A 12,966-nucleotide genomic window follows, 5' to 3' on the forward strand; every position below is an offset into this window, starting at 1 on the left:
CGCATCGATGTCTATCGCGATTACTGTTGATAAACGGAACTTCATCGCTTCGTATGGCGCGCGCGTCGCGCCGTGGCTCGTGCCGCTCGCGATTCTGATCGCGTGGGAGCTCGCGGCGAAAAGCGGTGTGCTGTCGACGCGCGTGTTGCCGGAACCGCTTGCGGTGGTGAAGGCCGCGTGGTCGCTGATCCGCTCGGGTGAGATGTGGGCCGACGTGAAGGTCAGCACGTGGCGCGCGATGTCGGGCTTTGCGCTCGGCGGTGGAATCGGCTTCGCGCTCGGGCTCGCGACGGGGCTCTTCAGGCCCGCGGAAATCGCGCTCGATTCGACCGTGCAGATGATCCGCAATATCCCCGCGCTCGCGATGATTCCACTCGTCATTTTATGGTTTGGTATCGAGGAAGAAGCGAAGGTGTTTCTCGTCGCGCTCGGCGTGTTCTTTCCGATCTACGTGAACACGTTTCACGGCATCCGTTCGGTCGATGCGAACCTGATCGAGATGGCGCGCAGCTACGGCGTGAAAGGCTTTGCGCTGTATCGCGATGTGATTCTGCCGGGCGCGCTGCCGTCGATTCTGGTCGGCGTGCGGTTCGCGTTCGGGCTGATGTGGGTCACGTTGATCGTCGCGGAAACGATCTCGTCGCAGTCGGGCATCGGCTATATGACGATGAACGCGCGTGAGTTTCTGCAAACCGATGTGGTGGTGGTCGGCATCCTGCTGTATGCGGCGCTCGGCAAGCTTGCGGACCTGCTGGCGAAAGGGCTCGAGCGCGTGTCGCTGCGTTGGCATCCCGCTTATCAACGAGGGACGAAGGCATGAGTGCGACAGGATTTTCATCGTCGACCTTTGGCGGCAGCGCGGCGCGCGTCGATGCGAGCGCGGAACGCGGGCAGCGGCGTGCGCGTGAGAGTGAGCGCGAGCATGCGCATGAGCAGCAGGTTGGCACCGAGCGGCGCAGCGCCGATTACTCGGTCGAACTGCGCGGCGTACGCAAACAGTACGGCGCGCGCACGGTGCTGGCCGACCTCGATCTGTCGATTGAACGCGGCAGTTTCGTGTCGATCGTCGGGCGCAGCGGCTGCGGGAAATCGACGCTGTTGCGGCTCGTCGCGGGACTCGAAACGCCGACGGCCGGCACGCTCGATAAGCGCGGCGAAGGTCGTGCATCGAATGGATCCGGAAACCGTGCATCGAGCAGCGTATCGAACGCCACTCGCTTCGACACCCGCATCATGTTTCAGGACGCGCGCCTGCTGCCGTGGAAGAGTGTGCTGCACAACGTCATGCTCGGTCTTGGCCGTGGCGCACGCGACGATGCGCGCGCGGTACTCGCTGAAGTCGGCCTGATCGAACGCGCGAACGACTGGCCCGCGCAATTGTCGGGCGGTCAGCGGCAACGCGTGGCACTCGCACGCGCGCTCGTGCACCGGCCGCAATTGCTGCTGCTCGACGAACCGCTCGGCGCACTCGATGCGCTCACACGCATCGAAATGCATGCGTTAATCGAGCGCTTGTGGCGCGAGCATCGCTTTACAGCACTGCTCGTGACGCACGATGTGCAAGAGGCCGTGGCACTCGCCGACCGGATTCTGCTGATCGAAGAAGGGCGCATTGCGCTCGATCTGCCGGTGCCGCTCGCGCGGCCACGCGAACGCGCGTCGGCAGCCTTCACGAGCCTTGAGGATCGTGTGCTGCGCCAGGTGCTCAAGCGCGTCGCTGACGACGATGCGCGATCGCACTCAATTGACGAATTCGAACGCGAACTTGCGCAAGGCCCGGAAGTCGTCGCATTCGAGAAGGCAACCGAAGTATCGATCGCACGGCTTTGATCGGCTTCGATCCGTCCTGAGTCGCCGAGCCGCCGAGCCGCCGAGCGATCGCGCGAACACGAGCATGAGCACAAGCTCGGCTCGCGCGATCGCGCAACGATTGCATCACTTCGCGTTTGCGGCGCTGGCGGGCGGGTAGTGCATCATTTTGTCGTTAGTCGGCTTGCGCGGTTTCTTGACCGGCATATTGTCCGGATTTTCACCACCCGACGCCTCCGAAGGCGGTTTGACCATCGATGCGCCGCTGTCTTCAGCGGGCGCATTCTGCGTGGGGGCTTTTTGCGCCGGCGCGTGTTGTTGCGCAAATGCAGCGCCGCTTGCCATCGCGGACGCGGACGCAATCAGAACAACGGCCGACGTCACCGCCGGTCCGAGCGGTTTTCGCAGTTTCGTTCCGTTCATCGATCCTCCCGGGATTTCACCTCAGTTTTCTGTTGGTTCCTGTGGATCGCGCGGTGTGTGCGACCCGTTCCCTCGTAGACTGCGAGCCGCAGCGAAGATTCGCGCATCTATCTGTGCGCAAAACGCGCGTTGCGTACGGCAAGAGCCCGTCGAGCCTCGCTGGAAGTGCTAGCATGAATCGGGCAACGAAGCTGAATGAAGGCCGCGAGTAAACGCTGCGAACAAGGCCGCTCCTTATGCGGAGGTAGCCATGGTGAAAGCGCTGAGTCCCGATGCGATCGAAACGTTGCGGCACCTGAACGACGTGCAAGCCGGCGACAAGTCGGTCACGCCGCCGGCTGCAGTCGTGGCCGAACTGCTAGGCGCCGGTCTGGTGGCGAAGGCGGGCCGCGATGGCGTCGAAATTACCTGCGACGGCAGGAAGTACCTGTCCGGCGATTGCGATTGACGATGCCGATTGACGCCGCCGATTGACGCCGCTTAAGCAAGACCCGCATCGTGTAAAGGAGCCGGACATGGAGCCTACAGGGCTCGACATGGGCGACTATCAGGAACGCTACAAGGAATTCGATATCGAGATCGCGGTGGAGCAGGTGCTCACCGGCGTGAAAGCGCACTTCCGCGTACTGAAAGACGGCGCCGTCGCGCTGGACTGGCGCCTCGTGCACATCGACAAGTTCTGGCCGACCGAGCGCGCGGCGGCCGAGGCGGCGCTTCGCGCGGCACGCGATACGATCGACAACGGTCTGGAGAACGCGGCGTAAGTGGCTGTCGCCGCGAACGGAAGGCGTAAAAAAACGGGCGTTCGATCGAACGCCCGTTTTTCTTGGGGACCAGTCTTCAGCGAAGAGCTGTCGGCTTATGAGTGCTCAGTGACCCTTGAACACGCCGTCGTTATTGCCCGACGCCGATTGGGGAGCGTTCGAGAGACGATTGCCCGTTTGCGTGTCGCCCGAGCGGACGCCGCCGTAGGCAACGGCGTTGTCGTCAGCTTGTTGCTGTTCGGCAGCCAGCGTTTGAGCGCTTTCGCCACGTTGCGACGCCGGTGCGCCGACGTTCGGACGGTAGAACGGAGCCGGACCATAACCACTCGCAAAAGCGGGAGCGGCGGCAACAGCGGAAACGGCGAGCAAAGCGGCAGCAATAAATTTGGTCTTCATGGTGAACAACCTCCAGTAGGTTTCGATATCTGCTAGATGTCGCGTTATTGGTAAGCCGAAAGGTTCGCGACATCGTTGGAGCGCAGTGTATACCCTTACTATCGAATTTTTGTGCGCGATATCTCGAAATTACTATTCTGTCAATCGAAACAATCCCTCGGCCTTTCCTGGCTTGGCTTTCAAGGGGTTACGGTTTGTTATTCCAGTCGATGGCTATCCAATAATTGAGAAAACCGAGCGGCGGGAAACTGATGGGGACGGATCGGGCGTTGCGCAGGGCTGCGCTAAAATGCGGCTCGATCCGAGCTTTGATTGCAGCGTTTCCCGCGGCTGCGCATTTGTCACACATTCCGATGTCTTCTTCGAACCGAACCCCAAGTCCTCGCCGCGTCAGCGTGGCGCCGATGATGGACTGGACGGACCGTCACTGCCGTTCGCTCCATCGCGCGATTTCTCGCCACACGTGGCTGTACACCGAGATGGTGACCACCGGCGCGCTGATTTACGGCGACGTCGCGCGCCATCTCGCGTTTACGCCGGACGAAGCGCCCGTCGCGCTTCAGCTGGGCGGTAGCGAACCGGACGACCTCGCACGTTCGGCGCGTCTTGGCGAGCAATGGGGCTACGACGAGATCAATCTGAATTGCGGCTGCCCGTCGGAGCGGGTGCAGCGTGGGGCCTTCGGTGCGTGTCTGATGAACGAGCCGCAGCTCGTCGCCGACTGCGTGAAGGCGATGCGCGACGCGGTGTCGGTGCCGGTAACGGTCAAGCACCGCATCGGCGTCGACGCGGTCGAACACTACGAGTTCGTGCGCGACTTCGTCGGCACGATTGCCGATGCGGGCTGCAGCGTGTTTATCGTGCATGCGCGCAACGCGATCCTGAAGGGCCTGAGCCCGAAGGAAAATCGCGAGATTCCGCCGCTCAAGTATGAATACGCGTATCGGCTCAAGCGCGATTTTCCGGATCTCGAGATCATCATCAACGGCGGGATCAAGACGCTTGATGAAGTCGCGTTGCATCTCGAGCATGTCGATGGCGTCATGCTCGGGCGCGAGGCGTATCACAACCCTTATTTGCTCGCGGGCGTTGATGCGCGCTTCTACGGTTCGACCGAAGCGGCGCCGACGCGCGATGAAATCGAAGCGAAGCTCATCGACTACTGCGCAGCCGAACTCGCGCGCGGCACGTATCTCGGCGCGATCACGCGGCATGCGCTGGGGCTTTATCGCGGCGAGGCCGGCGCGCGCGGTTGGCGTCGTGTGCTGTCCGATAACCGCAAGCTCGCGGCTCGCGATCTGTCGATCTTCGACGAAGCGCGACAGCATTTGCTGCGTGGTGAGGGCGTCGAAGGCGATGGCGTTGCCCAGGGCAACGCCATGCAAAGCGCCGCGGCGATCGAAATGTTGGAATAAGGGCTAGGCAAACGCGGAACGTGTTTGTATAATCTCGCTTCTTCGTCGGTGAGCCAGTTCTGGCAAGCCAGATAGCAGTTCCAGTGGTGGCTGTAGCTCAGTTGGTAGAGTCCAGGATTGTGATTCCTGTCGTCGTGGGTTCGAGTCCCATCAGCCACCCCATATCGCTTCTTCCAGTTTTTCCCTCCTGCTTCCCAGTCTTTCATTTGCAAGTGCTTGAGCAGTCAGCGGCATGCACGACTCCGCTTGTGCCAGCGAAGAAGCCCACATGTGCGCGCCACGCATCCCTGATCCGACACCTGCCCTGAACAAAAGCTACTATTCGTGTCTGCCACTCAACACACGTAAACACACGGGACTACGGGAGAACCCATGAACGTTGCCGATCTGGAAGGTCCGCTGCTCGATTACTGGGTCGCGCGTGTCGCGCAGTTGCCGAAGCCGCGCGTCGATGACGGCTTTTGCTGGATCGAAGAGCCCGCATGCGATGGCGACCCCGCCGGTGCGCTCGAGGCCGCGTTCGCGCCATCGACGGACTGGACGCATGGCGGTCCGGTCATCGAACGCGCGCTGATCTGCATCGGCTATTCCGAAGCGCATGCATGGGGCGCCGGGCCGACTGGCGAAGCCCCGCACTTCCGCGCTTATGGCGCGACGCCGCTGATTGCGGCCATGCGCTTCTACGTCGCTAACCGGTTCGGCAGCGAAGTGCCCGACGAAGAGCAACCGGCGCAACCCGCAGCGGATTAACAGCACACGTCTCACGCGATATCGGTAGGCGCATACACCGCTCCGCGCGCATCCCAAGCCCGTACCGCATGCTAGGATTCCTGAAGAATCATCGCCGGGAGCCGAACATGTGGGATCGCATCGAGCACAACGGTTACGAGATCTGGGTCATGCCGGTCCTGGCTTACGGGCCGCCGGCGCCCGATACGCTCTGGCATTACACCGCGTACTTTTGCCGGCATGGCGCGGATGCGCATCTGGCGGGGCAGAGCACACGCTACCAGGAAATGGTCACGACATTTCGCAGCGAAGACGAAGCGCGCGATGCGGGCTATGCCGAAGGGCGAAGGCTCGTCGACCTGACGCCCGGCCGCGCTCCACCCCATCTGGCCTATTGACGAAAAAAAACCCCGCCGAAAGTCGGGAGCGGGGCTGCGCATGAAAAAGGTTCCTTGGAGATCAGGCGCAGCACTACAGTATCCGCTTAAAAGTCTGATATCAACCGTCAAAAAATGACAAACTGTTACGAAACCGCGTGTTTCGCACGGCTTCACGTCGCAATTGCGGCAGATTTTGTCTATTTGCCTGTTTTCGACCGCGCGCTTGCGTCGTCCTTTCCGGTGCCTGTCGTGAGTGCACGCTCAGGTCTTGCGACGCAACGGTTCGAGTATCGGCTTGAGTCCGTTGTGATCGATCTCCTGCATCAGCGCAAGCAGCCGCCCGATTTCGCCGGGCGGAAAGCCTTGCCGCGCAAACCAGTTCAGATAGTGGCCCGGCAAATCGGCGATCACGCGATCCTTGTATTTGCCGAACGGCATCACGCGCGTAACGAGCAACTCGAGATCTTCGGGCTTCATCGTATGGCTCCGGTGCGCGGCGCGCGATGCCCGCTCACATGCGCGCCGGCGCGCGCATCGAGCCCGAACACGTCAAAGATCGAAGCAAACCCCACCGCGGAGACGAGCAGGAAGGCCACGCTGAAATCGGCATTGGTCACCGATTGCGCGCCGTGTCCGTGAAGCCATGCGGCAATGCGCAGCGCGATCGCACCGAGCGCGACGCCCATGCCGATCGTCAGTTGCTGGACCGTGCTCGATAGCGTCGACGCGCCGCTCATTTGAGGCTTGGGCACATCGGCGAAACTGAGCGTGTTGATCGCGCCGAACTGCAACGAGCGCACGAGGCCGCTCGCAAACAGCACCGCGACGATGATCCAGTACGGTGTCTCGGGTGTCAGCAGGCTCATCGCGGCCAGCGACAATGCAGCCAGCACGCCGTTGACGAGCAGCACTGAGCGAAAACCGTAGCGCCGCATGACCTGTGTCGAGACGATCTTCATCGACAGGTTGCCCGCGAATACCGCGAGCGTCAGCAGCCCCGAGCGGAACGCGTTCATGCCGAAGCCAAGCTGAAACATCAGCGGCAGCAGAAACGGCACCGCGCTGATCGAAACGCGAAACAGTGACCCACCCGCCATCGATGCAGCGAACGTCTTCACGCGCAGCGCGCTCAGATCGATCACCGGATGCGCGGTGCGTCGCACGTGAAAGAGGGCGGCCGCCCCCGCCACGAGCCCGACGGCGAGAAACGCAAGCGCCTGCGTCCAGTGCGTATCGACGCGGCCGAGCAGTTCCATCGCGTACATGACGGCCGTGCCCGACAGCCCGCACAGCACGAAACCGATCACGTCGAAGGGCCGCCGCTCGCTGGCACCCGCTGTGCGGATAAAGCGCCACGCGAGCACGATGCCGATCAGCCCGAGCGGCAGATTGATATAGAAGATCCAGCGCCACGACGAGTAGGTCGTGATAAAGCCGCCGAGCGGCGGCCCGATGACGGGCGCGACGAGCCCCGGCCATGTGACAAACGCGATGGCGCGCATCAGGCCGTCTTTCGGCGTCGCGCGCAACACCGCGAGCCGCCCGACCGGCACCATCATCGCGCCGCCGATGCCTTGCACGACGCGTGCCGCGGTAAAGCTGACGAGGCCATCGGTCATGCCGCACGCGACCGATGCCGCGGTGAAGACCAGCAGCGCCGCGGTGAACACATTGCGTACGCCGAAGCGGTCCGCGGCCCAGCCGCTGATCGGAATGAATACGGCGAGCGTCAGCAGATACGACGTGATGCCGATCGAGAGATCGACCGGATGCACGCCGAATGAATGCGCCATCTGCGGCAAGGCGGTGGCGATAATCGTGCCGTCGAGATTCTCCATGAAGTACGCGGCCGCGACGAGCATGACAATCAGGGTGGAGTCGTGTGAACGGGCGGCGGCGGTCGGCGAATCTGACATCGGGTAATGCTCCGGGGCAGCGGAAAGCAGAGTGGGGTGAACGCTCGGAGCGACATTCTACTGATCGCAACTGTTTTCGTCGCCCTCTCATGCGCCAGATCGCAGCGCCAAACGGCCCCAAATCGGGCCCCAAAGCGGGCCCCAAGCGGCCATATATCGACGCGACGCGATACGCATGTTGCACGGCTCTTCGCGGATGGGCATCGCATGAGATAATTGCCGATTCGCAGAGTCCGATCGCATGCGCACCGTGGTGTGCGCACGGAAATGCCCAATATTTCGCGTGTCCAAATTGAAAAGTCTGCTTGCGCCGCTCGATGACCTCGCGCGCTTCGATGAAATCATCGACGTGCGCACGCCGCTCGAATTCGCTGAAGATCATATTCCGGGTGCATTCAATGCGCCGGTATTATCGAACGAAGAGCGTGTAATCGTCGGCACGATGTACAAGCAGGTGTCGCCGTATGAAGCGACGCGCCACGGCGCGGCGCTCGTGTTACGCAATATTGCTCACCATCTGGACACGACCTTCGCGGACCGGCCGCGCAACTGGCGTCCGCTTATCTATTGCTGGCGCGGCGGCAAGCGTTCCGGATCGATGACAACGCTGTTCAACATGATCGGCTGGCAGGCGCGGCAACTCGACGGCGGCTACAAGACGTACCGGCGCTCGGTGGTCGACAAGCTTACGACGTTGCCGCGCGGGTTCGACTACATCGCGCTCGTCGGTCATACGGGCACCGGCAAGACGCGGCTGTTGCACGCATTGCGCGACGCGGGCGCGCAGGTGCTCGAACTCGAAGGCCTGGCGTGCCATCGCGGCTCGCTGCTCGGCGCGTGGCCGGGTCGGCCGCAACCGTCGCAGAAGGCCTTCGACAGCGCACTGATCGGCGCGCTTGCGCAATTCGACCCGGCGCGGCCCGTGTTCGTGGAATCCGAAAGCCGCCGCATCGGCGCGATTACGTTGCCCGATGCGCTGCTCGAGCGTTTTCACCGTGGCGCATGCGTGGAAATTCATGCGGCGCTCGACGAGCGCGTGGCGTTCCTGCTCGAAGACTACGGCCACCTGTTCGACGACCGCGCAGGGTTCAAAGCGCAACTCGCGCGTCTGATCGGCCTGCATAGCCGCGAACTGGTGACGCGCTGGCAACAGATGATCGATGACGACGTGCGCGGCGAGCTGTTCCGCGAACTGCTCGAGCGCCATTACGATCCCGCGTATCAGCGCAGCAGCCGCCAGCACTTCAGCGAGCTCGCGCATGCGCAGCAGTTCACGTTCAGGCCGACCGCTGGCGATACGTCTGGCCAGGCGCGCGCGCTGCTCGCGCAGTTGTCAGTATCGGTCGACGCCGACGAAGCGAAGATGGCGCATGCGCCCACATAACCGATCGGGCAAGCAGCGCTCCCAGGCAACCCGCGCACATCAGCAACCGGCACACATTCGAACAAACGCAACAAGCGCAACAAACAACAAACGCATCAGAGGACAATCCAGATGAATACCACGCGACAAGCCGCCCCGGCATCGGGGTGGCTGATCTTTCTGCTGCTCGCGGTCGCGGGACTCTTTTATGTGAAGTGGTTTCCGTACTATCACCGCGCATTTACGGCAGCATCGACGCATTCGATCGGCTCGTCGATCCTGATGGGCAATGCGGCGAGCCCGCCCGCGCCGTCGCTCGATGCGGCGCTCGGCTATGCATGGGCCTACGGCAAGGCGATCTGGCAGGCGATGGTGCTGGGCCTGCTGCTCGGCTCGGCGGTTCAGGCTTTGCTGCCGGCGCACTGGGTCGCGAAGGTGCTCGGCAAAACGGGCTTCGGCAGTGTCGCGGCAGGCGGTCTGCTCGCGATTCCCGGCATGATGTGCACCTGCTGCGCGGCGCCGGTCGTCGTCGGCTTGCGCGAGCGTCAGGCGTCGCCGGGTGGCGCGATTGCGTTCTGGCTCGGCAACTCGGTGCTCAATCCGGCCACGCTCGTGTTTATGGGCTTCGTGCTCGGCTGGCAATGGGCAGGCTTGCGGCTTGCGCTCGGTGTCTTGATGGTGTTCGGTCTCGGCTACTTCGTGAACCGGCTCGTGACGCCGGACGAGACGAGTGCGGCCGATGCGCGCCTCGCCGGACTGATCGCGCGTCAGCAGGACGGCAATGCTTTTGTCCGCTGGCTGAACATCGTCGCACGCATGGCGGTGCGCCTCGTGCCCGAATACCTGGTGCTGGTTTTGCTGCTCGGCGCGGCGCGTGCCTGGCTGTTTCCGCAGATCGGACCGGCGATTGGTAACGATATCGGCTGGATCGTCGCGTTTGCGGTCGCCGGCATGCTGTTCGTGATTCCGACCGCGGGCGAAGTGCCGATCATTCAGGCGATGCTGACGCTCGGCATCGGCGTTGGTCCCGCCGGCGCGCTGCTGATGACCTTGCCGCCGATCAGCGTGCCTTCGCTCGCCATGCTCGCGCGCTCGTTTCGCCCGCGCGTGCTCGCGACCGTCGCAGCCGCGGTGGTGCTATTCGGTATCGCGGCGGGGCTGCTGGCGGTAGGGTTGGGGTTGTGAATGACGCGCTGCAACGACATTGCGCGATGCGGCATGTCATATAGTTTCAAACCCGTTTCAGGCCGTTTCAACAGTTTCAGCGGGTTTCAAGTCGCCTCACGCGGACGAATCTCGAACTAAACTGGGTGAAGCCGGGGCGCCCAGGGGCGGCAGATTGCCGGTCGGCAATCCGGTAGGCGATTATTCACAGTCAAAAGACGACCGAACTCAGGACAGACGCATGGCGCAACAAAAGACCAATCCGAAGCTCGAGCAGGCGCTCACGCGTGGAGACCTCGCGATCCGCCAGGCCAATTCAGCGCGTGCCACCGCCTTGCTGAGGGCGCTCGGCAAGATGATCGTAGACGCATCGGCAACCATCGGCGTCGAGGCATCGACATCGATTCCGGACGGCGACCGCATCTACGATCCGGACGACGGCGTATGGCCGCAGGCTTTGCTGGTTTCGCTCGACGGTCCCGTCGAAGAGGCCGATCCGGACGAGGTGCGCACCGTGCGCCTGCTGGCCAACGATCCGGGCACCGTGTTTCGCGTCGAATGGCATCGTGCGGACGGCAAGATTGGCCGCCAGGAAGGCGGGCCGTTTGCGACAGTCGCATTTATTTCCGACGTCGATATCCCGTGGTCGGACGACGAAGACTGAAGACCGCGACCAGGCCCGTGGCCGTTTACCGCATCATCCGGCGGCGCAGCAGCACCGCCGAGATCAGAAACGGCACGATCGCGTAAAGCGCGAGCACGGCGATGTGCAGTGCCGCGTCGTCGACCGGCCGCGCGAGCATCGCGGGCCGTATCAGGTCCACTGCATGCGAGAGCGGCAGCAGTTGCGTCGCGTATTGCGCGGCGGGCGGCAACTGCGATGCGGGAAAGAACACGCCGGAGAGCAGCAGCATCGGCGTGAGCGCGAGCGTCTGATAGAACATAAAGAAGTCGTATGACGGCGCGAGCGCGGTGACGATCATCGCGAGACTCGCGAACGATAGACCCGCGAGCGCGATAACCGGCAGCGCGACGAGCGTCGACGGAAATTCGGCGTAGCCGAGCAGACCCGCGATGATCAGGATCGCCGTGCCCGACAGCACCGATTTGCTCGCCGCCCAGACGATCTCCCCGAGCACGATATCGCCGAGCGTGAGCGGCGTATGCATGATCGCTTCCCACGTGCGCTGCACGTGCATTCTCGAAAAGCCCGAATACATCGACTCGAAGCTCGCCGACATCATCACGCTCGATGCGACCGTGCCTGCCGCGAGGAATGCGATATACGACACACCGTCGACGCGTCCGACCATCAGCCCGAGCCCGAAGCCGAGACCAAACAGATAGATCATCGGATCGGCGAGATTGCCGAACATTGACGCGAGCGCGAGCTTGCGCCACACGAGGTAATTGCGGCGCCATACCGCGACCCAGTTCAGCGCGTTGGCGGGCAGCGCCGCGAAGCGTTCGCGCGCGGGCTTGAGCGGGCGGTCGGGTGTGTCGTATGAGCGTGCATCCATGGTCGATAAGTCCTGCCTGGTTCTGCTGCCTGGTTTTGCTATTTGAGTCCTGTCGCTTCAGTCTTGCATCTCGCGGCCGGTGAGCCGTAAAAACACGTCTTCGAGATTCGCTGGCCGATGCAGATAACGCACGTCGTCGCGCTGCTTCAGTTGCGCGTGCACGGGCTGCGGATCGTCGACATAACAGAAGAGCGTCTCGCCGCTGATGTCGATACGCGTGGCGAATGGCGCGAGCGCATCGCGCAGCGCGAGCGGGTCGGGTCCGTAGACTTCGATCACATCGCAGCCGATCTCCGAGGCGATCAGTTCTTTCGGTGCGCCCTCGGCGATCTTGCGGCCTTCTTCGATCACGCAAAGCCGGTCGCACAGGCGTTCGGCCTCTTCCATAAAGTGCGTGGTCAAAAGAATCGTCTTGCCGCGCGCGAGCAGCGAGCGCAGCCGTTCCCAGATCAGGTGGCGCGCCTGCGGATCGAGGCCCGTGGTCGGCTCGTCCATCACGAGCACGTCCGGGTCGTTGACGAGCGCACGCGCGAGCGTCAGCCGCCGCTTCATGCCGCCCGACAGTTCGGCGACACGCGCATCGGCCTTGTGTTCGAGCCGCGCGAATTCGAGCAGCGAGGGCACGAGTTCGCGCGTTTCTTTCGCGTTCAGGCCGAAGTAGCGGCCGAACACGAGCAGATTCTCGTGAACGGTGAAGTCGGGGTCGAGATTGTCGAATTGCGGAACCACGCCAATGCGCGCACGGGCGATGCGCGCACGCTCGGGGATCGGTTCGCCGCACAGGCGGATCGCGCCGGCATCGGGCGCGGCGATGCCGAGCAGCATGCGCAGCGTGGTGGTCTTGCCGGCGCCGTTCGGACCTAGCAGACCGAAACATTCGCCGACCCGCACATCGAACGACAACCCGTCGACGACCTTTCGGCCGCCGTAACACTTTTCGACTCGATGAAATTCGATGGCGGCGTCGGGCATGGGCGGAAGGTCCGGAGACGAAGGTTGATTCGACAAAGATCGCGGCTGCCTATTCTAGGCCACCTCTTCGAGCGCCGGACAGCCGTCCCCACGCGTGCACGGGCTTTCGTGCGGT

16 protein-coding genes and 1 tRNA gene are annotated in these 12,966 nt (G+C 62.9%); 11 read left to right on the forward strand and 6 right to left on the reverse strand.

Features of this window, described 5'->3' with window-relative positions; all coding sequences use genetic code 11:
- Nucleotides 1-7: 7 nt before the first annotated feature.
- Nucleotides 8-820: an aliphatic sulfonate ABC transporter permease SsuC gene (gene ssuC, locus KZJ38_RS09725; RefSeq protein WP_246641703.1), complete on the forward strand. Its 813-nt coding sequence runs from the start codon at nucleotides 8-10 to the stop codon at nucleotides 818-820.
- Nucleotides 817-1,830, forward strand: coding sequence for an ATP-binding cassette domain-containing protein (locus tag KZJ38_RS09730; protein WP_219799844.1), 1,014 nt, complete (start codon nucleotides 817-819; stop codon nucleotides 1,828-1,830). Before ssuC ends, KZJ38_RS09730 begins: the two co-directional genes overlap by 4 nt.
- Nucleotides 1,831-1,935: 105 nt before the next feature.
- Here the strand turns inward: KZJ38_RS09730 and KZJ38_RS09735 are convergent, their stop codons facing one another.
- Nucleotides 1,936-2,232: a hypothetical protein gene (locus tag KZJ38_RS09735; protein ID WP_219799845.1), complete on the reverse strand. Its 297-nt coding sequence runs from the start codon at nucleotides 2,230-2,232 to the stop codon at nucleotides 1,936-1,938.
- A 250-nt stretch (nucleotides 2,233-2,482) separates the two neighbouring features.
- Between KZJ38_RS09735 and KZJ38_RS09740 the strand changes: the two genes are divergently transcribed.
- Together KZJ38_RS09740 and KZJ38_RS09745 are read left to right on the forward strand one after the other, a co-directional pair.
- Nucleotides 2,483-2,680: a hypothetical protein gene (locus tag KZJ38_RS09740; protein ID WP_219799846.1), complete on the forward strand. Its 198-nt coding sequence runs from the start codon at nucleotides 2,483-2,485 to the stop codon at nucleotides 2,678-2,680.
- Between the two features lie 67 nt (nucleotides 2,681-2,747).
- Complete coding sequence (locus KZJ38_RS09745; RefSeq protein ID WP_219799847.1) at nucleotides 2,748-2,996, forward strand: hypothetical protein; 249 nt, start codon at nucleotides 2,748-2,750, stop codon at nucleotides 2,994-2,996.
- Between the two features lie 105 nt (nucleotides 2,997-3,101).
- Here KZJ38_RS09745 and KZJ38_RS09750 read toward each other — a convergent pair whose 3' ends face one another.
- On the reverse strand, nucleotides 3,102-3,392 hold the full coding sequence (locus KZJ38_RS09750) for a hypothetical protein (protein ID WP_219799848.1): 291 nt from the start codon (nucleotides 3,390-3,392) through the stop codon (nucleotides 3,102-3,104).
- A 353-nt stretch (nucleotides 3,393-3,745) separates the two neighbouring features.
- On the opposite strand from KZJ38_RS09750, the gene dusA reads away from it, so the two are divergent.
- The 4 genes from dusA to KZJ38_RS09770 all read left to right on the forward strand — a co-directional run bounded on the left by dusA (nucleotide 3,746) and on the right by KZJ38_RS09770 (nucleotide 5,934).
- Complete coding sequence (gene dusA / locus KZJ38_RS09755) at nucleotides 3,746-4,807, forward strand: tRNA dihydrouridine(20/20a) synthase DusA (RefSeq protein WP_281425820.1); 1,062 nt, start codon at nucleotides 3,746-3,748, stop codon at nucleotides 4,805-4,807.
- Between the two features lie 86 nt (nucleotides 4,808-4,893).
- Nucleotides 4,894-4,969, forward strand: a tRNA-His gene (locus KZJ38_RS09760).
- Between the two features lie 210 nt (nucleotides 4,970-5,179).
- A complete protein-coding gene (locus KZJ38_RS09765; protein ID WP_219799849.1) occupies nucleotides 5,180-5,557 on the forward strand; it encodes a phage protein NinX family protein in 378 nt (125 codons plus the stop codon).
- 107 nt (nucleotides 5,558-5,664) lie between these two features.
- Complete coding sequence (locus KZJ38_RS09770) at nucleotides 5,665-5,934, forward strand: hypothetical protein (protein ID WP_219799850.1); 270 nt, start codon at nucleotides 5,665-5,667, stop codon at nucleotides 5,932-5,934.
- Nucleotides 5,935-6,177: 243 nt separating this feature from the next.
- Here KZJ38_RS09770 and KZJ38_RS09775 read toward each other — a convergent pair whose 3' ends face one another.
- Together KZJ38_RS09775 and KZJ38_RS09780 are read right to left on the reverse strand one after the other, a co-directional pair.
- A complete protein-coding gene (locus tag KZJ38_RS09775; protein ID WP_075157372.1) occupies nucleotides 6,178-6,393 on the reverse strand; it encodes a DUF3820 family protein in 216 nt (71 codons plus the stop codon).
- A complete protein-coding gene (locus KZJ38_RS09780; RefSeq protein ID WP_219799851.1) occupies nucleotides 6,390-7,832 on the reverse strand; it encodes a DHA2 family efflux MFS transporter permease subunit in 1,443 nt (480 codons plus the stop codon). Before KZJ38_RS09780 ends, KZJ38_RS09775 begins: the two co-directional genes overlap by 4 nt.
- A gap of 292 nt (nucleotides 7,833-8,124) precedes the next feature.
- On the opposite strand from KZJ38_RS09780, the gene mnmH reads away from it, so the two are divergent.
- The 3 genes from mnmH (at nucleotide 8,125) to KZJ38_RS09795 (ending at nucleotide 11,023) form a co-directional block, all read left to right on the forward strand.
- Nucleotides 8,125-9,216 (forward strand): tRNA 2-selenouridine(34) synthase MnmH, encoded by a 1,092-nt coding sequence (gene mnmH / locus KZJ38_RS09785; RefSeq protein WP_246641750.1) that lies wholly within the window; start codon nucleotides 8,125-8,127, stop codon nucleotides 9,214-9,216.
- 111 nt (nucleotides 9,217-9,327) lie between these two features.
- A complete protein-coding gene (locus KZJ38_RS09790) occupies nucleotides 9,328-10,380 on the forward strand; it encodes a permease (protein ID WP_219799853.1) in 1,053 nt (350 codons plus the stop codon).
- Between the two features lie 220 nt (nucleotides 10,381-10,600).
- On the forward strand, nucleotides 10,601-11,023 hold the full coding sequence (locus KZJ38_RS09795; RefSeq protein ID WP_219799854.1) for a hypothetical protein: 423 nt from the start codon (nucleotides 10,601-10,603) through the stop codon (nucleotides 11,021-11,023).
- A 25-nt stretch (nucleotides 11,024-11,048) separates the two neighbouring features.
- Here the strand turns inward: KZJ38_RS09795 and KZJ38_RS09800 are convergent, their stop codons facing one another.
- Complete coding sequence (locus KZJ38_RS09800; protein WP_219799855.1) at nucleotides 11,049-11,879, reverse strand: ABC transporter permease; 831 nt, start codon at nucleotides 11,877-11,879, stop codon at nucleotides 11,049-11,051.
- A 57-nt stretch (nucleotides 11,880-11,936) separates the two neighbouring features.
- A complete protein-coding gene (gene nodI, locus KZJ38_RS09805) occupies nucleotides 11,937-12,851 on the reverse strand; it encodes a nodulation factor ABC transporter ATP-binding protein NodI (protein WP_219799856.1) in 915 nt (304 codons plus the stop codon).
- Nucleotides 12,852-12,966: the final 115 nt, after the last annotated feature.

This window comes from Paraburkholderia edwinii, assembly GCF_019428685.1.
Taxonomy (GTDB): Bacteria; Pseudomonadota; Gammaproteobacteria; order Burkholderiales; family Burkholderiaceae; genus Paraburkholderia; species Paraburkholderia edwinii.